We start from the raw sequence: 22,612 nt of genomic DNA on the forward strand, positions 1-22,612 counted from the left end.
TCTATAAGGACTTCCGCCAATAGGGGGAGGTCCTTTTGGGCAAGAGTTGATCTTGGCGGAACGAAAAGGCTTTATTCGCTCATTTTTTGGACAGCCCAGTACACATAAAACAAGGAGGTTACGAATCTATGAACACGAAACATCTCATCTCCATGAACTATCCGGCTTCCTGGTGGCGTTCTTTATGGCGGGAAGCACTGCCTTCTGGTAACGGAAAGATTGGTGCGGCTGTCTACGGAGGGGTTCACGAAGAGACGGTTCTGCTGAACCACGAAGACTTGTGGTGGGGCGGAGAAACCTTGCAGCTGCCGGATGTTAGCGATCGATTGCCAGAGGTGCGCCGTTTGCTGAATGAAGGTCAAGCCCCTGAAGCTGACAAAGTGCTGCCAGATGCGCTAAAAGAGCAGGGGTATCGTCCAAAGCTAGCTTCCCCGCTGCCATTAGGAGATCTGAAGATCTTCATGCCCCTGCGCCAAGCATTTCGTTCCTATAAGCGAACGCTTCAAATGGAGACTGGCGAAGTGTCGGTAGGCTGGACAGATGGGGATACCCGGTACGAACGGAGGTTGTTTGTATCCCGAACAGAGGATGCAGTCGTAGTTGAAATCCGTAAATGGGGGCCGCAATCCATAGATGCGCGGCTGCGGTTGCAGCTTCATGATAAACGAGACTATCGGAAGCCAGGAATTGTGTTTCCCGATAGCGAAGAAATGACATGTACGGGAGATAGGATCTTTTATGCGGCACGACATCCGGAGGGGAGCGATTTCGGTGGTGTGGCCCGCGTCATATGCCAGGGTGGACAGACTGAGGCTGGACAGGATGGCTTGACCGTGAAAACTGCGGATTCTATTCTGGTTATTATCAAGCTATTTAGCCATGGAGACCGTTCAAATGAATGGCGCAGATTGGATGAGGAGCTAAAAGGAGTCTCATCATGCTATGAAACGCTGCTTTCAGATCACGTACTTGAGCATAGCCGCTTGTTTCGGGGGATGGTATTTGACTTAGCTGCGGAAGGACGGGAGCTATCCAACGAAGAGCTGCTGCTGCAAGCCTATCAAGGAGAAACACCGGATGCACTCATGGAGAAAATGTGGGCTTATGGGCGATATCTGCTGATCTCCAGTTCGCGCGCAGATGGGCAGCCCTGCCACTTATACGGCTTGTGGTGCGGTGATTATGACGCTGTTTGGGCGTTTCACATGGTGAATGAAAATCTACAAATGATCTATTGGCAGGCCTTGTCGGGCAACATGACTGAACTGCTGCTTGCCGTCTTTAATTACATGGATGAGCAAATGGCGGATTTCCGGGTCAATGCCAGACAGCTGTATGGCTGTCGAGGCATCTTTATTCCTGCTCCAAGCGTGCCGGGTTCAGGTCTCTTGAAGCATACCTCACCGCACATTATACATTGGACCGGGGGAGCGGGCTGGGTCAGCCAACATTATTATGACTACTATCTGCATACCGGAGATTTGGAATTCCTGCGAAATCGGGCGCTGCCATTCATGCGTGAAGCTGCTTTGTTCTATGAGGACTTTTTTACGATGGGTGATGACGGAAATTGGATGAGTTCCCCGTCTAATTCACCGGAGAATACGCCAGGGAATTATTGGAAAGGCCCTGGCATGTCGATGGGCACGACGATGAATGCGACGATTGACTTTGCCACTGCCAAGGAATTGTTGACTCATCTTATCGAAGGGGCACACGCAGCTGGGATGTATACGCAAGATATTCCGACATGGCAGAATATGCTTGATCGCATTCCACCCTATCAGATCACCGAAGACGGAGCCGTTAGAGAATGGATGCATCCTTTCTATGAGGATAACGATCATCACCGCCATGAATCACATGTGTATCCTGTGTTTCCAGGAACCGAGGTGACGCGGGAGAGTGATCCTGTTCTGTTCAAAGCTTTCGTCAAATCCATTGAGAAACGATTGGGTCTTGGGCTTAAAGAACAGTCAGGCTGGTCGCTAGCGCATATGGCGAATAATTATGCTCGAATGGGCCAAGGCGATTCAGCGCTCGAATGTCTAGAGACATTGAGCCGCTCTTGTGTCATGAACAATCTGATCACGCTGCATAATGACTGGCGCGGTATGGGAATTGGTGTCGACATGGATTGGGCACCCGTGCAGATTGATGCGAATATGGGATGGACGTCAGCCATCCAGGAGATGCTGCTCTTTTCAATTCCCGGCGAGCTTCATATATTGCCTGCGCTGCCTACTCGTTGGAAAAAAGGAAAAGCGGGTCCGCTATTATCACGAGGCGGTGTTGAGTGTACCTTGGAATGGGATGTCTCTGAGGGCCGGCTTGATATTATGCTGCGCTCTACGCGTGGCAATAAACAGACGGATCTTATTTTTCCAGAAGCAGCCGTTGGTCTTAAAGATAGTTCCTTGATGTTCCATTCGAAGCTGAGGCATGTATTGATTTCGGAGGATCCCCTTCATTTATCTGTAATTTTGAGGCCTTGACGAGTAATTCACGCTGTTTGAAAGGTGGAGGCTTGAAGCATGAGATTATTGATTGTAGATGATGAACCGATCATTCGCAGCGGCCTGTTGAAGATGGCACAACAATATGCACATTCCTTCCAAACGATAGAAACGGCGGTTAACGGACTTGAGGCTATCGACCGAATCGGACTTTTGGAACCTGATCTGCTCATCACGGATATACGCATGCCGAAAATGGACGGCTTAGAGCTTTGTCGGAAGCTGCACGATAGTCATCCTCATCTACTTAAGGTAGTCATTTCCGGATATAACGATTTTGAGTATGCGCAAAAGTATCTGTCTTACGGGGTTAAGCACTATTTATTGAAACCTGTCACACCGCCTGATTTACACGACATGTTCGACCAGATTCTTAAGCTGCAATCGCAAGGTTTTATATCGGTTTCTGGGTATGTAGAGTGGATTGAACGGATGAAAGGGAGTATCTGGTCACTTCAGACAGACGAAATAAACGGGCTCCTGGCGGAGTGGAGAAAGCACTGCTGCCACTTCACGGTTAATCAGTTGAAGCATCTACTGGATGAAGTGCTGTTACTGCTGGACACCTATTTTCAAACGAAGAAGCAATTTATCATGTCAGGTTTACAAGAGCCGCTGCGTGCACTTACGCAAGAGGATCTGTTCTTGGCATTTGAGTGCCGCATGAGAACCTTAATGAAGGAACTTTTACATTCAAGACAAGGAAATTACAAAGATCCTATGGAAGAAGCCAAGGTGTTCATCGATACGCGATTGTCTGTAGAAGTTACCTTATCTGAGGTTGCGGACTTGGTCGGCATCACTCCGTCTTATTTCAGTACGCTATTTAGAAAGATGACGGGCGAAACGTTCGTGAGCTACCGGATGCATAAAAGAATGGAGAAAGCGAGGGATTTGCTGTCCATTCCTCATAAGCGAACATTTGATATCGCATCCGAAGTAGGTTATGACGACTATCCTCATTTTACAAAAACGTTCAAAAAAATTTACGGGATGTCCCCGTCAGAGTACCGCAGCTCCATGGGGATTAAATGAAAAACTTCAATTTATACCAAAAGCTGTACCTATCCTATCTGGTTGTCATCTTGATTTCCTTGACGAGTGTGGGGTACTTTTCGTACAGAGCCTCTTCGCGAGAGTTGGAACAGTTAGTTGAAAAGCAGTTGACACAAGTCGTAGGCAATGCAGTGTATCATACAGACCTGTATATTCGCGCTTATGAGCGCTCGATGGTGTCTCTTCTAAGCAATAACGATGTCAAACGGTTTATTGATCTGCCAGAAGGAGAGATTGGATATCCGTATTACGAGCTTCGTAAACTTGTCAAAGAAGTAGGTATCGAGCCTATTTTTATAAGAAATCCAGAAATTGCCGACATTTTCTTAATTAGCTTCAACGGGAATGCCATGTATGTTTACAATGGGATTAATGCGGGATCGTTTACGAAGGATGAAATCCAGAAGCAGTTAGCCTTCTTCAAAAATAATACGACGGCGAATGGAAGTTTAAGCGTTCTGAATCATAGTATTTTACCGGATCTAAAAAATCAGACACTGACGCTCGTTCGTCGCATTCGTGGGCTTTCTTCAACGGAACTTAAGGGATTACTCGCCATTGAACTGAGGGCATCCGAGCTTTCCGAGCTATGGAAGGGCATCGATTTGGAGAGCGACGGTTATTTCTTCATTACGGATGGGGATGGCAACTATGTGTATCATCCAGATCCAGGACAGATCGGCGAAGCGATACCGGAAGCGATAGGGCAGCAAGTGCTCGATGCGGGCCCCCATGCATTTACGTCCAAAGTTGAAGGGAAATCGCGGATGTTTATGAGCCGTCATTCCAATTATGGTAATTGGCGGCTTGTCGTGTCTATGTCTGTTGATGAATTGCGCAAACCTACGGATACGATTCGAACTACAACCATTATCGTTGGTAGTTTTACGCTTATTCTTGCCTTGTGGTTAGCCATTAGGTTCGGCAAGTCGATAACAGGTCCGATTCGCAAATTGAAAAGTGCGATGCGTGAAACGGAGAAAGGAAACTGGGTCATCCTGCCGCTGCCTAATCACCGGGATGAGATTGTAGAGCTGATCAGTCGATATAATCTGATGGTCAGCCGACTTTCGGAGCTCGTCGATGAAGTGTATCAGGCCGAGTTAAGGGATCAGGAGAGTCGGATCGAACGCCAGAAAGCCGAGTTCCAATCGCTGCAGCTTCAAATTAATCCGCACTTTTTATATAACACGCTAGAAACGATAGTCTGTTACGCAGTTATTAAGGATAGTCATGAAATCACTGAGATTGTGAAGGCGCTGGCCTATATGCTTCGGTATTCGGTGCAGACCCATTTGGAAGAAATCACAGTCGCAAATGAGCTCAAGCATGTCATGCATTATCTAGTTGTGATGAAGCACCGGATCGGCCGAGAGTTCGATATCGAAGTGGACATTGACCCCGCGTATTTGCTTCGCAATATGGTTCGTCTGACTCTTCAGCCTTTGGTGGAAAATACGCTGCAGCATGCTTTCCCGGATGGTCTGGAGGACAGGCATTATTATTCGAATTCAAGCTGGCGAAGACCCTACGACGTTCTGGATCAGTGTAGAGGATAATGGAGCGGGGATTAGCGAATCAAGGTTGCGTGAGCTCCGTGAGAAGCTTAGCGAAAACCGGCTTGCTGATCATGAAAGCGGGGGAAGCGGCTCAACGAAAGGGATCGGCGGCATCGGTATCATTAACGTGCACCGCCGGATTCAGATGGTGTTCGGTGAGCAGTATGGTTTACAGATTGAGAGCGAGATCGGCCATGGAACGAAGCTGATCATGCGGATGCCGAGAAATTGAACAGGGACGAAAGAAGCTTACCCCCTTATGTAATGGGCCGCCAATGGTGCTAAAGCGCAGTGAGAAGCAGAGAGTAGTATTTTGTGTCCTGAGAAGGCAGAAATGGCTGTCTCGCACTCGTTCCTAGACTAAAGCCGAGTAGATTAGCCAAAAAAGTTCGTCTCCCGCTCGGTAACGATGTTTTTCATCACTAAAGTAGGCGAAAGGCGGAAAAGTGTCTCCATAGCGATGAAAAACATGCTTACAAGAAGGGGTGCAGCCGAAATAGTCCGTTTCCCGTTCGGTAACGATGTTTTTCATCACTAAAGTAGACGCGAGGCGGAATTGTACTTCATTAGCGATGAAAAACATCACTAAATCCCATAAGCACTAGGAAACTACGACGTAAAAGGCTATTTCTAGTCTTATATAATCGGAGCAGCCATTAAGGCTGCTTTTTTCGTCTATTGGAATTAAATTCATCCAAAGAAAACACAGGAAGCGTCAAAGTAATCACATGTTTACGTGCAGCGGGCCATAGTAAGATTGGACCATATCCTATCAACGTGATTAACGGAAAGGAGTAATAACAACATGGCTTCGAAAACGGATATTTCCGGAGAAACACAGTACCAGTTTGCGAATGCTCGGTCTCAGCGGGCATTTATCCAGAAGTATTGGCCCTTGTATCTGATTTCGATTCCCGGGCTCTTGTATTTTGCCATTTTCAAGTATATCCCCTTGTTCGGTTCTTCGATTGCTTTTCAAAATTACAATATATTTAAGGGGATATCAGGCAGCCCTTGGGTAGGTTTGATCCATTTCAAACGTTTATTTACGTATCCAGAGTTTATGGTTATTTTGAAAAACACGCTGTATCTCGGGCTGTATGACCTTATCTTTGCCTTTCCTGTACCCATCATTCTGGCTTTATTGCTAAATGAAATTCGGTTCAATGGGTACAAGCGGTTGTTGCAAACCGTCATTTATATGCCTCATTTCTTGTCGTGGGTCATTGTCGGAGGAATTGTGATTGGTTTGCTCTCCCCAACAACAGGGATGGTAAATCAAGTGCTAGGCTGGTTTCATATAGAGTCTATTTACTTTATGGGCGAGAACAGTTACATCCGCTCGATTCTGATTGGTTCTGGCATATGGAAAGACAGTGGTTGGGGAACGATTATTTATCTGGCTGCGATTGCAGGTATCAATCCGGATTTGTATGAAGCGGTCTGAGATCGATGGAGCGGGGCGGTTCCGTCAGGTCATTTCGATTACCTTGCCATCGATACTTCCGACAATCACCATACTTTTGCTGCTGCACATCGGTCATTTTATGGAATTCGGCTTTGAACGCGTCTACTTGTTTTTGAACCCGCTTAACAGTGAAAATGGAGAAATTCTAGATACCTATGTGTACAGAGCAGGCTTGGTCGATCGTCAATACAGCTTCACCACGGCCATCGGGCTTTTTAAATCGCTTGTTGGTTTGGTTCTCATCATGATAGGCAATACCGTGAGTAAAAAAGCGTCGGGCGAGAGTCTGTACTAACAATTAAAAAATGGAGGTGAGATGTGTGATTACAACACCGAGTCAGCGGGCTTTTCAGATATTTAACATGATCTTGCTGTTTGTGATTAGTCTTACCATGGTTCTTCCGCTTCTTCACGTCATCGCTCAATCCTTCAGTAACGCCGTGGCTATCAATAGCAGAACCGTCAGTATTTGGCCAGTCGGATTCACCCTTGAGAATTACCATATGATCCTGAAGGATTCAACCATTTGGATGGCACTGCGAAACAGTGTGACGATTACCGTACTCGGTACGCTGATCAATCTGGCCGCTACGGCAAGCTTAGCCTATCCGCTATCCCGTCCAGAATATTTGTATCGGAAACCTGCACTGTTTTTTGTGCTGATTACGATGATTTTTCATGCCCCACTGATTCCGAATTACCTGCTTTTGAAAAATCTGCATATGCTTAATACACTTTGGGTGCTGATGATTCCTTCAGCGATTAGCGCCTTTAATCTGTTCGTTATGCGCTCTTTTTTTATCCATCTTCCGGGTGAATTGCTGGATTCTGCCCGTATCGACGGATGTGGTGAGTTTCGAATGATTTGGAATGTCGTCCTGCCGCTATCCAAGCCGGTTATGGCAACGATGGGGATTATGTATGCCGTTTCGAACTGGAATATGTATTCACAAGCCCTTTATTATATTGACAAACGTTCGCTAATTACGCTCCAAGTCCGGTTACGCGAAATTGTCATTACAGACAATCTGGGATCTGCTGATGTAACATCGGAGCTGCAGCTCATGGTCTCTCCCGAGGGGCTGAAGATGGCTGTTATCGTCGTTGCAACGTTACCCATCTTGTTGGTATATCCGTTCTTGCAAAAGCATTTCATCAAAGGAATGATGGTTGGATCTATTAAATCGTAGACAACTGGATGAAGTGTAAAATAACAAATAGGAGCGTAATTAAACATAATGACAGTTTGGCGATTAGGCGTATACTCTAAAATAAGATTACCTATGAATTCGGACTGTGGTAAAATGTTTTCAAAGATTCTTATAAACCCAGCTTAAAAGGGAGTGCACTCGGATGAAACAAATCCTCATTGTAGATGACGAACCGATGGTTCGGATGGGTCTGGCCCAGTTAGTCAGGCAGTGTAACCCATTATTTCGCACTATCGTCGTGGCGAATGGGGTAGAGGCTCTCGCGCAAATCAATAAGCAGCGTCCAGATATGCTGCTGACCGATATACAGATGCCGAAGATGGATGGACTTGAATTGTGCAAACAGGTTCAGGACATGAACGTGAATGTCCCCATTGTGGTTATATCGGGTTACGATGATTTTGCCTACGCACAAAAGTGTCTGACCTATGGAGTCAAAGAGTACTTGTTGAAACCGCTTACAGAACATGAATTATACCCTGTCCTAAATAAACTTCTGCTGCAGCAGGATCAGACTGTCCCCATCTCTTTTCTCAAGGTGGAAGAGTGGTTGGAACGCGTCGAAGCGACGATCTGGTCTGCGGATTTGGATGCGCTTAACAGTCTCATAGAGGACTGGAAGCATGGGGATATGACCAAAGGTATCCAAGCCCAGCAGTTAGAGCAGATTATTGCGGACGGGTTGAAAATCTTAGTTAAAAAACTTAACGCTCACGGTATGGTTACCTTTATGACCAATCCTTCACCTGCACAACTGAATACGATAGAAGGTGCGATTGCTTATTTGCAAACGGAATTAGGCGGATTATATAATCAGTTATTTCACTGGCGAGGCGGCAATCAGAAAAGTTTGTTCGAGGAAGCGAAAGCCTACATTGACAATCACATTTCGGAAGAACTCAGTCTGGAGGAAGTAGCTGAGAAGATGGGGCTTGCACCGACGTATTTCAGTTACATTTTCAAAAAAATGACGAATGAGACATTCGTTCAATATCGCATGAAAAAACGGATTGAGATGGCCAAAAGGCTCCTTGAAATCCCTCATTATAAGGTTGTTGACGTCGGTGTGACCATCGGATATCAAAACTATCCGTATTTCACGAAAATTTTCAAAAAGATGACGGGCTGCTCGCCCACTGAATATCGCAGTATGCTGGGGATCAAATAATGAGATCCAGCATGGCGGCTAGAATGTTCGCTTATTTCGTTATTGTCATCGTCATTTCCTCATCCATTGTCGGCTTCGTACTCTACGTGCAGTCTTCGAAAGAGGTGGATAAGCAAACCAACGAGCTTTTGACGCAAATCGTCGATAACGCAATGAACCATACGGATATGTATTTGAAGAAGTACGATCGAGCCACGTTGTCCATATTGACTTCGACGAGTGTGAAGGATTTTTTGAACCTGGACAACAATAACTTTGTCTCGTACTTTTTGTCGATCAGACCTATTAAAGAAAAGGTGATCCAACCCCTTTTTATCAATAATCCTGAAATTAGCATGGTTTATTTGCTTGGATATAATGGACTGAGCATTTATGACCATAACTCAGAAACCGATTTCAACCATTCCCTGTTACTGGACAACCTGGAATCATTAAAGGAGATTACGAAAAACGACGGAAAATTGACCATTATGGACTGGAGTTTCTTGGACGGGAAGCTTGCCTTAACTCGCAAAATATCCGATCGCCAGACATCGAAGGTATTCAAGGGAATCCTTGGCATTGAGTTAAACATCGAAGAGCTTACATCGCTATGGAAGGGTATCCGCCTAGGAGAGACCGGCTATTTTTACATTGTTAACGACAACGGCAAAATTGTTTACCACCCTAAAGCCGAGATGATCGGTACGCAGTTGGATACTAAGTTGTTGTCAAAGTTAAAGGAAAATCAAAATCGCATTTTTAATTATAAGGACGAAATAGAACGTGTACATTTTAACCGTAGATCCGAGTATTCGGGTTGGACGCTGGTGGCTTCCCTGCCGCTGGACGAGCTTAGAGCACCGGTCATGAATATTAGAAAAACGACCCTAATCACCTGTGCTATTGCCTTAATGATCGCCTTGATTCTTGCCTACCGGTTCGGGCAATCTATCATACGGCCAATCAAAATACTGGAAAGCGGGATGCGCCGAACGGAAAAGGGTGATTGGACACGTGTAGCTCTCAGTGGAAGGACAGACGAGATGGACCGCCTGTTTGTTAGCTACAATATGATGGTTACCAGATTACAAGAGCTGATGGAGCAAGTCTATGCTGAGGAGTTGAAGAATAAAGAATATTTGCTTAGAAGGCAAGCAGCCGAATTCCAAGCCTTGCAGCTGCAAATCAATCCACACTTTTTGTACAACACGTTGGAAACGATTGTATGTTATGCTGTCGTCCAGGATTCCCAGGAGATCAAGGAGATTGTCCGTTCTCTTTCTTACATGCTGCGTTATTCGGTAAGAGCCGACTTGGAGGAAATTACTGTAGCCAATGAATTGAAGCATGTGCTGCACTTTATGAACATTATGAATTATCGATTAGGTTACACATTCGAAATTGAGGTGCTGATCCCTCCAGAGCTATTATTGAAAAAAATGGTGCGGCTTACTTTGCAGCCGTTGGTTGAGAATGTGTTTAAGCATGCTTTCCCCGAGGGGATTGAAAGTCACCATCAGATTAGCATCGATGCATTCATCGACAACGATGATTTCGTAGTGACGGTAACCGATAATGGCGCTGGTATTACGCCTGAGAGACTTATGGATCTTCAAGCGAAGCTGAATGTTCAGCAGCTGCATACCCACTTGCCAGAACGCGAAGGGCGGGAGGGAGGTATCGGCCTGTTGAACGTACACAGCCGTATTCAAATCGTATTTGGCGATAAATACGGGCTCTCCATCTCGGGCAATGAGTCTATGCCTGGCGCGAAGCTCACACTGCGAATGCCGAGCAAGAACGGCGAGATGGACTTGTTATCCAATTCTGCTGCGATTTAGAGAAATAATGGTACGGCTGCAGGGCTGCAGCGTTATCTTTATTTCTCTTTTTTTGTGTAAAAGAAGGCTTGTACCATAATTTAGTTGAATAGGTGCTTAAAAAACTAGTATGCTCGCTCTTTCTCAAGAAACTATCATAAAGATAACAAAAGAGAGGAGGAGGTTTGGATTGGAGATCGCCAGGGAAATTCCAAAAGTACGCAGGAAAGCGCGAACTTATATCGCTAGTAAGCTTTTCCGCAACATGAAAAAAGTACCTCAACTGTACTTGTTGTCTGTGCTGCCAATTCTGTACATTCTAATATTTAAATACATTCCGATGTACGGTGCAGTGATTGCCTTTCAGGATTATGTGCCTCATAAAGGATTTTGGGGGAGCGATTGGGTAGGGCTGAAGCATTTTAAAACGTTTTTTAACTCCTATGAATTCTGGAAGGTTATCAAGAACACGCTTGGTATTAGTTTTTACGGCCTTCTAGCCGGGTTCCCGTTTCCTATCTTTCTGGCGCTTTGTTTAAACTATGTAGGTCGTTCTTCCGTTAAAAAGTCTGTGCAGATGATCACATACGCGCCCCACTTCATTTCCATGGTCGTAATGATCGGTATTATCATGCAACTGCTAGATCCAAAAACAGGCATTGTTAATATGATGCTTGCACAGCTCGGATTCGAGAAGGTAGATTTTTTTGGGAATCCTGATAACTTTAAGTCACTTTATGTGTGGTCGGGCGTTTGGCAAAATGTAGGCTACGGATGTATCATTTATTTAGCCGCATTGGCTGCGATTGATCCTTCGCTGCATGAGGCAGCTGTGATGGATGGGGCGAGCAAACTCCAAAGAATGTGGCATGTGGATATTCCCGGAATTTTACCGGTTGCAACTATATTATTGATAATGAGTGTAGGACATATGATGGATGCTGGGTTTGAAAAGGTATTATTGATGCAAAACCCGCTCAACTTAAGCACTTCCGAAGTTATCGATACCTATGTATATAAGGTTGGACTTCTCTCGACGGGGATTAAGTATTCTTATGCTTCGGCCATTGGATTGTTCACATCTGTCGTCAATTTGATTCTATTATTCACGGTGAACAAGGCCGCCAAAAAATTAGGGCAAACGAGCCTGTGGTAGAGAGGTGCAAAGAGAGAGATGAAGTCGACCCGAATTCAAGAATCTAGAGGCGATCAAGTATTTAATATCGTGAATTATACGATGCTTTGCCTCTTTACACTTTCAGTCTTATACCCGCTAATCTATGTGGTCAGTGCTTCCTTTAGTTCATCATCAGCCGTCATTTCTGGGAAAGTATGGTTATGGCCTGTCGATATCTCATTTCAAGGTTATGAAGCGGTTTTCAAAGACAAACGGATCTGGGTAGGGTTTGCCAATTCGTTGTACTATGCTGTAGTTGGAACGATGATCAATGTGATCATGACGCTTATTGCGGCTTACCCGTTGTCACGTAAAGACTTTTATATCCGAAATACGGTGATGGCGCTATTCGTATTCACCATGATGTTTGGCGGGGGATTAATTCCTAACTACCTCCTGATTAAGGAGTTAGGCATGATCGATACCCGTTGGGCGTTAATTATCCCAGGTGTCATGAGCGTCATGAGTGTTATTATCGCAAGGACGTATTTTCAAACGACGATTCCTGAGGAACTGTTAGAAGCAGCGCATCTGGACGGGTGCAGTGATTATAAATTTTTGTTAAAAATCGTTGCTCCGTTATCAGGACCTATCATTGCTGTACTTTCGTTATTCTACGCGGTAGGGCATTGGAATACGTATTTTGCCGCTTTACTCTATTTGAAATCACCGGATTTGTTTCCGCTCCAAATCATTTTGCGTGATGTGTTAGTTAAAAACACGTTCGATGAGGAAGTCATAACGGATGTCGTCGGTGCGGCTCAACGAGAAGGAATGAGAGAACTACTGAAGTACTCATTGATCGTCATTTCTACAATTCCGGTTTTAGTTGTTTACCCTTTTATCCAGCGACATTTTGTAAAAGGCATGATGATCGGCTCCTTAAAAGGTTAACCATTCATATTAAAAAGGGAGGAATTACAAATGCGAAGAACGAAATTGTGGGGCTCCGCTTTATGCTTATTCTTAAGTGCAACCGTTGTCTTAAGCGGTTGTACCACGACGAAAAGTGCTTCTGAGGCTACCAAGCAACCGGAAGCGACAAAGAACGAAGTGGTAAACCCGCCGGGCGTGCTTCCAATCACCAAAGAGAAAACAACACTCAAAGTGTTGACGCGAACGAATCCGGCAGTAGAGAATTTTGCAACTAACGAGTTTACCAAATGGTTGGAAGAGAAAACGAACATTCACATCGAGTGGGAAGTCGCTAGCGATCCAAAGCAGAAACTAAATATCTCTCTGGCTAGCGGCGACTATCCGGATGTTTATCTAGGATTCAATATCGATCAAATTCAGCTGACGCTTTATGGCAAAGACGGTGTGTTTATTCCACTAAACAAGCTAATCGACAAATATGGCGTTGAATCTAAAAAAATGTTTACTTCACTCCCGTATACAAAAGAACTTTCTACGTCACCCGATGGGAACATTTATGGTCTACCGTCTGTCAACGAGTGCTTTCACTGTACGCACGCTACCAAATTGTGGATTAATCAGAAGTGGCTTGATGCTGTTGGTATGAAGATGCCAACAACGACAGATGAGTTTTATCAAGTACTGAAAGCGTTTAAGGAAAAAGACCCGAACGGCAATAAAAAGGCAGATGAAATCCCGTTTATAGGTGCCAACATTGCCAACTCTTACATTGATACTTTCCTTTTGCAAGCGTTTATTGACAGCGACCGCAATTTGCAGTTCCTGAAAGATGGCAAAATTAACGCGGCCTTTACACAGCCGGAATATAAGGAAGGTCTTAAGTATATCAACAAGCTGTTTAAAGAAGGTTTGGTTGATCCGCAATCCATTACTCAGGATCGGAATCAATTGAGGAAATTGGGTGAAAATCCGGATGGTGTTATCTTGGGGGTAGTAGCGGCGCAAAATCCGACAGTCTTCAACACACTGGAAGGAACGCGTTGGAAGGATTATGTGGCTGTACCTCCGTTAAAAGGTCCTAATGGAGTCCAAGCATCTAAATACATTCCACAAGGGATCACGTATGGATCCTATGTCATTACGAACAAAGCCAAAAATCCGGAGATTGCAATGCGGTTAGCTGATTTCCTATATTCAGAGGAAGCCACCAATCGCGCTATACTTGGCAGACCGGACATGGAATGGAAAGTGGCTGCCCCTAACGAAATTGGCATCAATGGCAAGCCTGCCAAATATACGTTATTAGGCAATAACTCTCCTGGAGCGAAGAATGCAACTTGGGGACAAGTGGGTCCTTCCCTGCGTACGAACGATTGGCGTTTGGGTCAGACGGCCGATCCGAAAAATCCGCTGGAAGACATCCTGTATAAAGAATCGATGACCAAGTACGAACCCTATAAACCAGATCCTAAAAAAATGATTCCGAGCTTAAGCTTCACAAACGAGCAGACGGATGAAATCGCCAATATCAGCAAAACAATTGATGACTACCGGAAAGAGTCAACGGCGAGAATGATTATCGGTGACATGGATATTGACAAAAAATGGGATGAGTACTTAAAAAATATGGATAATATGAAGCTGCCGAGATACTTGCAAATCTACCAACAAGCATTCGATGCAAGGAAGAAATAAGAGAAACCTTTGAGGAAATTGAAGGGTATTACGCTCCGCCTGCCATGTGGCAGGTGGGGCTTTTCTCAATTACAATGATAAGGGAGCGTATCTTATTCGATAAAGGAAGTGAAGGCCATGCAAATAAACAATCATTTGTTGTATCATAAGCTATCTGATTTAAGGGTGAAATTGATATACGCTAAGCATTCCGTTTGTTCCCACGACTGGAAGCAGTTCAATTTTATTCCTGAATACAATAAATTTTATTATATTTGCGAAGGTGACGGATGGATCAAACTAGATGGTAAGCTGTATCAGCCGCAATCCGGGCAATTGTTCTTCGCTCCGGCAACTGTTTTACAGTCCTTCTCCGTAACAAAAGGCCCACCGTTTACGATGTACTGGTGCCATTTCGCTTCCAATATCGGGCTTAATCATCTTTTCAGATCGATGGGGATTCCGAATATCATCACAGTTGAAGATAACTCTCGTCTGCTGAATTGCTTTCGGCAGTTGATCGACAATCGAAGTCCTCATGGACTGACGACTTCGCTCAAGGTCCAGTCAGCCTTGCTTGATATGATTGCCTTCTATATCGACAATGCCATTATTGAAACGCATGATGATGTCAGGTTCTCGTCCATCAACAGATTGGTTGACACGATCAAATACATTGATGAGAACTTGGACAAAGAGATGACGATCTATGAGTTATCGCAAACCGCACATTTTCATCCGAACTATTTTATCCGCTTTTTTAAAACACACCTCGGAGTACCGCCAATGCGGTATATCTACGACCGAAGACTGGAGAAGGCCAAAGAATTGCTTCTTTGCTTGTCTCTATCCATTCATGAAGTTGCTGAAATGACCGGCTTTAACGATGCCTCCCATTTCTCGACATCCTTTAAAAAGCATGTTGGCGTGTCACCCTCAGAGTTCCGTCACCTATATATAGGAAACGACCATCTAAGCTCACATATGCAATCGCAAAGTTAGTTTAACAAAAAAAGTAGTTAGTAGCGTGAATTCCCAATGAAATGAAAACGCTTTAAAATAAGGATGAGTTGAATGAAAGGAGGTGTGAAATCTCCGAAACAACGATATTGCGATGACTTCTGTGCAGGTATGGCAGCAAATACTCCAGCCGATGGGGATGTGCAAAGAGGGTAGTATAATGCCAATGTTAAAAAAACAACTCCTTTTAGTTGGACTTATTTTCGCTTTCGTCATTGGATTGTTCCCGGGAACCCGAGCCTTGGCCGCTGGGTCTATGGTGGTTGACAGCTTCGATGGCCCAATCACACAAAACGAGATTAATTCCTTCAAATCCTATATTCAGACCGTGGAACCTGTCGTTTGGCCCAACACCGGTTCCATGCAAGGTGAGTATGCACAAGGAAAAAGCGGAGAGAACATCAAGGCGATGGGGCTCATGTATGAGCTGACGAATGACACGGCGATCCTCGACCGAATGATCTATTTCTGCGACGTGCTTCTTTCCCAGCGTAACGATATTCTTCCTGCTCCTTACGGACAACGCACAGCTTGGACCAATACGATTGCCCCCATATGGCCGGGAAATAACACTGGTACCGCGTCTGCTGACTCTGCGAACGGCGACCCTATTGGCCATCTTGCCTATTGCGGCAAACTTATCCTTCAGACCCCGGCAATTTGGAATACAACAGTTCCCATCGGCGATGCCTATGGACACGGAGGTACCTATTTACAACGGGCAAATACCTTCATTACAGAGGCCGATTATGTGGTCAACCAATTCCTTTTTCCAAAGCTGCTAGATCTTTCGAGAGGGAATAAACTCTACTTCTCGACGCAATCGCCTTACATGCCAGGAGGCGTTTTCCCATGGAATCAGCAGATGATGATCACCTACGGCCTGCAAAATCTGGCAGCAGCCCATGCGATCAAAGGTGATAATCCTTCTCTCGTTTCACAATACGATGGGATTGTTCAGACAAATCTTAATTGGTTTTTCAGCGATAATTCAGCCAAGCAAACCTATACGGACAGCAAAGGCAACACGGCATACAACTGGGGTTATAATCCGACATTGCTGGGAGGCGAAGATTCCAATCACGGCAGTTTGGATGTAGCAGGCTTTTATCGAGCGTTTCTGAGCGGTCGTTATGGCATCACAGCGTCAATGATGACGCCATTTGCCAACATGTATGCCGACGTGATGATGAGAGGGCCGAGTGATTACGCTGGGCGAGTCGATGGAACGGATGGAACGGGGCATGGTGCGCCGACAACGTATCCTCGAAACGGAAATCTCCAATTAGCTGCTCTCCGCCCGGATATTTACTATACGTTGGCCAATGCGACTATGCCAAATATGACGAGCACAACCATGGCTTCATTCGCCCGTCTTATGTATGTAAAAAACCAAAGGAACTCAGGCAGTGATACCCAAGCGCCGACAACACCAACGAATTTGACGGCAACAGCTTCCTCAAGCAGTCAAATTAATTTGAGCTGGACGGCTTCAACGGACAATGTAGGCGTAACTGGCTATAACGTATATCGTGGCGCCACATTAGTCGGATCTTCGACGACGACATCGTACACGGATACGGGACTCAGCGCTTCGACTGCTTACAGCTATACGGTAAAAGCGAAGGATGCAGCAGCAAATTTATCTGCAGCTAGCAACACAGCTAGTGCTACAACCATGGCTCCATCAGGCAATCTTGCTTTATTCAAAACGTACAATGCTTCTACGATATGGAATACAACTTACTTAGCTGATAAAGCGTTCGATGGCGATGTTGCGACTCGCTGGTCTGCATCAAGCGGTTCTTTTAACGATCAATGGATTAGTGTCGATTTCGGTACTGCCACGACGTACAATCAGGTAGTGATCAAAGAAATCTCGTTCCCAAGGGTGACGTCCTACAAGCTCCAGTCATCGACGGACGGAACCACCTATACGGATATTGCCAGCACGACAGGTACGACGATCGGTTCTAATAAAACGATCAACTTTTCTAATGTGAGCTCCAGATATTTACGGCTTTATATTACTACAGCTAGCAACATACCGAACATCGACGAGATGGAAGTATACGGCACTAGCGCAGCAGATACAACAGCGCCGACAGCACCAACGAATTTAACCGCAGCTGCGGCATCCAGCAGTCAAATTAATTTGAGCTGGACCGCTTCGACAGACGATGTGGGCGTAACGGGCTATGATGTCTATCGTGGCGCCACGCTGGTCGGATCTTCGACGACGACATCTTACAGTGATACAGGACTCACAGCTTCGACCGCATACAGCTATACGGTAAAAGCGAAGGATGCTGCAGCTAACGTATCGGCTGCCAGCAACACAGCTAGCGCAACGACTCAAGCGCCTGCAGATACCCAAGCGCCTACAGCGCCGACGAGCTTGACCGCAACGGCAGTATCCAACAGTCAAATTGATTTGAGTTGGACCGCTTCCACAGATAATGTGGCTGTAACGGAATATAATGTATACCGTGACGGCACATTAGTTGGATCTTCAACGTCGCCATCGTATAGCGATACGGGACTCAGTGCTTCAACCGCATACAGCTATACGGTAAAAGCAGTGGATGCTGCAGCTAACTTGTCAGCAGCAAGCAGCACAGCTAGCGCAACGACTCAAGCGGGCGGCGGAAATCTCGCTTTGGGTAGAACATACAACGCATCTACGACATGGAGTACCTCTTATCCTGCCGCGAATGCGTTTGATGGCAGCTCAGCTACCCGCTGGTCGGCATCGAACGGTTCCCTGAATAACCAATGGGTAAGCGTCGATTTTGGTGCGGCCACCACGTTCAATCAAGTAGTGATCAAAGAAATCACGTTCCAAAGGGTGACGTCTTACAAGCTCCAGTCCTCGAGCGATGGCACAACCTATACGGATATTGCCGGTACGTCTGGAACAACGATCGGCGCAAGTAAAACAATTAACTTTACCGGTGTGAACGCCAGATATTTGCGGCTTTACGTAACGACAGCTAGCGCCGTACCAACAATCGATGAGATTGAAGTGTACAGCACCAGTGGAGATACAACGGCACCGACAGCGCCGACGAGTTTAACGGCAACTGCTGCATCCAGCAGTCAAATTAATTTGAGTTGGACCGCTTCAACAGATAATGTAGGTGTAACGGGATATGATGTCTATCGTGGCGCAACGTTGGTTGGATCGTCTACGACGACATCTTACAGCGACACGGGGCTCACTGCTTCAACCGCATACAGTTATACGGTCAAAGCGAAGGATGCAGCGGCTAATGTATCTGCAGCCAGCAACACGGCTAACGCAACGACGTTGGCGGCAGGGAATCTTGCTTTAAGCAAAACCTACAATGCTTCAACGACATGGAGTACATCTTATCCCGCCGCAAATGCGTTTGATGGAGACATTTCCTCTACCTCGCGCTGGTCCGCTTCGAGCGGTTCCTTGAATAATCAATGGATAAGCGTCGATTTTGGCTCTGCTATCACGTACAATCAAGTCGTAATTAAAGAAGTCACGTTCCAGAGAGTAACAGCTTATAAGCTTCAGTCCTCAAGCGACGGCACAAACTTTACGGATATTGCCGGAACATCGGGGACAACGATTGGAGCGAGCAAAACGGTCAGCTTCTCTCCGATTACAGCCAGATATTTGAGGCTGTACATTAGCACAACCAGTGCCGTTCCTACGATCAATGAAATGGAAGTTTATAACCAGTGATCAGCGCTCAAGTGACCGCGTTGCCCTTATGTGCAATGCGGTCTTTATAAAGTTAATTTCGTGCAAATTATTGTTATTTTCACCAATTTTGAACATGTTCGGACCATTGTACAATGAGGATGAGCGGACGAAACTTTTATTTTAAAAGTTAAAACGTTTATATTTATGAATGCAAAAAAAGGAGGGGACAGTGACTTAGCTTGGATGAGTAAGCTTCAATTCTAGGATTAGATTCCAGATTGATGGAGATGGGAAACATTCAATTAGGAGGTAAATGAATGGATGCGATCAAAGTAAAACCGGTCAAAACGAAGTTGAAAAAGTGGTCAATTGCTATGCTTTGCGTTACCCTTTTTACAGCTCCTTTTCTTTCGCCGGCTCTTGAGCAAAGTGCCCATGCGGCAGGTGAGCAAAAGCCTTTTCCACAGCAAGTCAACTATCCTGGGATTACAAAACCTGATCATGTCACGCAGACTCAAATGAATGCAGATGTCGCAGCTTACTATAACTCATGGAAATCAAGCTATCTGAAAAACAACTTGTCCTCCTTGCCTGGCGGTTACTATGTGAAAGGAGAAATAACCGGAAGTGCAGACGGGTATGTTCCCTTAGGCTCCTCCGAAGGTCAAGGCTACGGCATGGTGATAACGGCATTAATGGCAGGTTATGATACGAATGCAAAAACCATTTATGACGGTCTTTTTAAGACAGCCAGAGCTTTCAAAAGTGTACAAAATGCCAACCTGATGGGTTGGGTGGTAGCGGATGCTGCCGGCGCGCAAGGACATTTTGATTCAGCGACCGATGGGGATATAGATATTGCGTACTCCCTGATTCTTGCCCATTATCAATGGGGGTCAGCGGGCACGATCAATTACTTGGCAGAAGCTCAAAATATGATTACGAATGGTCTAAAAGCTAGTAACGTGACAACCAATAACCGATTGAACCTTGGCGATTGGGATGGTAAAACCGTTTTGAATACGAGACCATCGGATTGGATGCTCTCACATTTAAGAGCCTTTTATGACGTTACGGGTGATCAAACTTGGCTGAATGTCATTAATAATCTGTATAGTGTTTATAGCAGTTTCAGCGCTACCTATTCGCCGAGTACGGGGCTGATTTCCGACTTTGTCGTAGGCAATCCTCCCCAGCCAGCTCCCCAAAATTATTTGGGCGAGTTTCCTGAAACGAACGAGTACAATTACAATGCGGCTCGTGTTCCGCTCCGAATAGTTATGGATTACGCGCTCTATGGAGATACAAGAGGTAAAACAATCGTAGACAAAATAGCTACCTGGATTAAAGGTAAAACAGGCGGCAATCCTAACAATGTGAAAGATGGATATAAATTGGATGGTACCGTGACGGGTTCAGCTACCGGACCTGCTGGTGTTTTCGTCTCCCCCTTCATTTCAGCAGCCGTATCGAACAGCAGCAATCAAGCATGGATCAATAGCGGTTGGGACTTTATGAAAAGCCATAAAACAGGCTATTACGACGATAGCTTTACGTTGTTAAACATGCTGTTCATTTCAGGCAACTGGTGGAAGCCAGTGGTTGGTACACCGGATACACAAGCGCCAACGGCACCAACGAATTTGACGGCATCGGCAGTATCGGGCAGCCAAATCGATCTAAGCTGGACGGCTTCGACAGACAATGTAGGCGTAACGGGCTATGATGTCTATCGTGGCGCTACACTCGTGGGATCTTCTACGACAACTTCCTACAGCGATACGGGACTCAGTGCATCAACGGCTTATAGCTACACCGTAAAAGCAAAAGATGCGGCAGGCAACGCATCTGCTGCAAGCAACACAGCGAGTGCGACAACGCCGGCTTCCCCCACGAATCTCGCATTGGGCAAAACCTACAATGCTTCAACGATTTGGAACGCATCTTACACAGCCGATAATGCGTTTGATGGAAGTGTAACTACTCGCTGGTCCGCATCGAGCGGTTCTTTTAACAATCAATGGATAAGTGTCGATTTCGGCGCTGCCACCAATTACAATCAGGTAGTGATTAAAGAGATTTCGTTCCCAAGGGTGACTTCCTATAAGCTGCAATCTTCAAGTGACGGCACAACCTATACGGATATTGCCGGAACAACAGGAACGACAATCGGCGCCAATAAAGCAATTAACTTTGCAAGTGTGAATGCTAGATATTTGCGGTTGTATATAAACACAGCTAGCAATATACCGAACATCGACGAGATGGAAGTATACGGATCTAGCGCAGCAGATACAACAGCGCCGACAGCGCCGACGAATCTGGCTGCAACGGCAACTTCAAGCAGCCAAATCAATCTGAGCTGGACGGCGTCCACAGACAATGTAGGAGTAACGGGCTATGATGTTTATCGCGATGCTGCACTTGTTGGATCTTCGACAACAACTTCCTACAGCGATACAGGACTTACGGCTTCGACCGCATACAGCTATACGGTAAAAGCGAAGGACGCGGCAGGTAACGTATCTTCGGCAAGCAATACAGCCAGCGCAACGACGTCGGCTGCTCAAGATACCACGGCACCGACAGCGCCGACGAATCTGGCTGCAACGGCAACTTCAAGCAGCCAAATCAATCTGAGCTGGACGGCGTCCACAGACAATGTGGGCGTAACGGGCTATGATGTTTATCGCGATGCAGCACTTGTTGGATCTTCGACAACTACTTCCTACAGCGATACAGGACTTACGGCTTCGACAGCTTACAGCTATACGGTCAAAGCGAAGGATGCAGCAGCTAACGTATCTGCAGCTAGTAACACAGCAAGTGCAACGACTCTGGCGGCAGGTGGCAATCTCGCACTGAGTAAAACATACAATGCTTCAACGACATGGAGTGCATCTTATCCTGCAGCGTATGCGTTTGATGGAGACCCATCCAATCTCTCCCGCTGGTCCGCTTCGAATGGTTCCTTGAATAATCAATGGATCAGCGTAGATTTTGGCTCTGCCATCACGTACGATCAGGTAGTAATCAAGGAAATCACATACCAGAGAGTAACGTCGTATAAGCTCCAGTCCTCAAGCGACGGCACAACCTATACGGATATTGCCGGCACCTCAGGAACGTCGATTGGCGCGAGCAAAACGATAAGCTTTTCATCGGTTACTTCCAGATATTTGAGACTGTATGTCAACACGGCAAGCGCTGTACCGACAATCAACGAGATTGAAGTGTATAACCAATAAAATGATGAACGACCATATAGCCGCAATTGGTTATGTGGTCGTTTTTTTAGTGAATCCATTTAAGCATCATAATTTTGTTGAATAGGTGCTTAAAATACTAGTATGCTTGCCTACTCTACAAAAATTATGATGAGTTATGAAAACGATTACAATATAAA

General features: G+C 45.6%; 13 protein-coding genes and 2 pseudogenes. All 15 read left to right on the plus strand.

Features of this window, described 5'->3' with window-relative positions:
• Nucleotides 1-128 precede the first annotated feature (128 nt).
• The 15 genes and pseudogenes from ACBP55_RS13925 to ACBP55_RS13995 all read left to right on the plus strand — a co-directional run bounded on the left by ACBP55_RS13925 (nt 129) and on the right by ACBP55_RS13995 (nt 22,454).
• Nucleotides 129-2,495, plus strand: coding sequence for a glycosyl hydrolase family 95 catalytic domain-containing protein (locus ACBP55_RS13925; protein ID WP_464652362.1), 2,367 nt, complete (start codon nt 129-131; stop codon nt 2,493-2,495).
• 39 nt (nt 2,496-2,534) lie between these two features.
• Nucleotides 2,535-3,551, plus strand: coding sequence for a response regulator (locus ACBP55_RS13930; protein WP_464652363.1), 1,017 nt, complete (start codon nt 2,535-2,537; stop codon nt 3,549-3,551).
• Nucleotides 3,548-5,131 carry a cache domain-containing sensor histidine kinase gene (locus tag ACBP55_RS13935; RefSeq protein ID WP_464652365.1) on the plus strand — a complete coding sequence of 528 codons (1,584 nt, stop codon included), beginning with the start codon at nt 3,548-3,550 and terminating at the stop codon, nt 5,129-5,131. Before ACBP55_RS13930 ends, ACBP55_RS13935 begins: the two co-directional genes overlap by 4 nt.
• Nucleotides 5,052-5,363: a sensor histidine kinase gene (locus ACBP55_RS13940; protein ID WP_464652366.1), complete on the plus strand. Its 312-nt coding sequence runs from the start codon at nt 5,052-5,054 to the stop codon at nt 5,361-5,363. Before ACBP55_RS13935 ends, ACBP55_RS13940 begins: the two co-directional genes overlap by 80 nt.
• Nucleotides 5,364-5,936: 573 nt before the next feature.
• A pseudogene (locus ACBP55_RS13945) lies at nt 5,937-6,894 on the plus strand (ABC transporter permease).
• A gap of 67 nt (nt 6,895-6,961) precedes the next feature.
• Nucleotides 6,962-7,789, plus strand: coding sequence for a carbohydrate ABC transporter permease (locus ACBP55_RS13950; protein ID WP_464653314.1), 828 nt, complete (start codon nt 6,962-6,964; stop codon nt 7,787-7,789).
• A gap of 163 nt (nt 7,790-7,952) precedes the next feature.
• Nucleotides 7,953-8,978, plus strand: coding sequence for a response regulator transcription factor (locus ACBP55_RS13955; protein WP_464652368.1), 1,026 nt, complete (start codon nt 7,953-7,955; stop codon nt 8,976-8,978).
• On the plus strand, nt 8,978-10,801 hold the full coding sequence (locus ACBP55_RS13960) for a cache domain-containing sensor histidine kinase (RefSeq protein ID WP_464652370.1): 1,824 nt from the start codon (nt 8,978-8,980) through the stop codon (nt 10,799-10,801). The genes ACBP55_RS13955 and ACBP55_RS13960 overlap by 1 nt, the downstream gene beginning before the upstream one ends.
• Before the next feature lie 169 nt (nt 10,802-10,970).
• Nucleotides 10,971-11,936, plus strand: coding sequence for an ABC transporter permease (locus ACBP55_RS13965; RefSeq protein WP_464652372.1), 966 nt, complete (start codon nt 10,971-10,973; stop codon nt 11,934-11,936).
• Between the two features lie 18 nt (nt 11,937-11,954).
• The gene (locus tag ACBP55_RS13970) at nt 11,955-12,851 is read left to right on the plus strand and encodes a carbohydrate ABC transporter permease (protein ID WP_464652374.1); all 897 of its coding nucleotides are present in this window, start codon (nt 11,955-11,957) and stop codon (nt 12,849-12,851) included.
• 30 nt (nt 12,852-12,881) lie between these two features.
• A complete protein-coding gene (locus ACBP55_RS13975; RefSeq protein ID WP_464652376.1) occupies nt 12,882-14,528 on the plus strand; it encodes an ABC transporter substrate-binding protein in 1,647 nt (548 codons plus the stop codon).
• Between the two features lie 117 nt (nt 14,529-14,645).
• Nucleotides 14,646-15,509 carry an AraC family transcriptional regulator gene (locus ACBP55_RS13980; protein ID WP_464652377.1) on the plus strand — a complete coding sequence of 288 codons (864 nt, stop codon included), beginning with the start codon at nt 14,646-14,648 and terminating at the stop codon, nt 15,507-15,509.
• A 178-nt stretch (nt 15,510-15,687) separates the two neighbouring features.
• Nucleotides 15,688-19,245, plus strand: a complete 3,558-nt coding sequence (locus tag ACBP55_RS13985; protein WP_464652379.1) for a discoidin domain-containing protein — start codon at nt 15,688-15,690, stop codon at nt 19,243-19,245.
• Nucleotides 19,246-19,637: 392 nt separating this feature from the next.
• Nucleotides 19,638-20,807: pseudogene (locus ACBP55_RS13990) on the plus strand (glycosyl hydrolase family 8); the annotation flags it as partial.
• Nucleotides 20,805-22,454 carry a fibronectin type III domain-containing protein gene (locus ACBP55_RS13995; RefSeq protein ID WP_464653315.1) on the plus strand — a complete coding sequence of 550 codons (1,650 nt, stop codon included), beginning with the start codon at nt 20,805-20,807 and terminating at the stop codon, nt 22,452-22,454. The pseudogene ACBP55_RS13990 and the gene ACBP55_RS13995, both read left to right, overlap by 3 nt.
• The last annotated feature ends 158 nt before the right edge of the window (nt 22,455-22,612 follow it).

This window comes from Paenibacillus sp. WG02 (genome assembly GCF_055396115.1).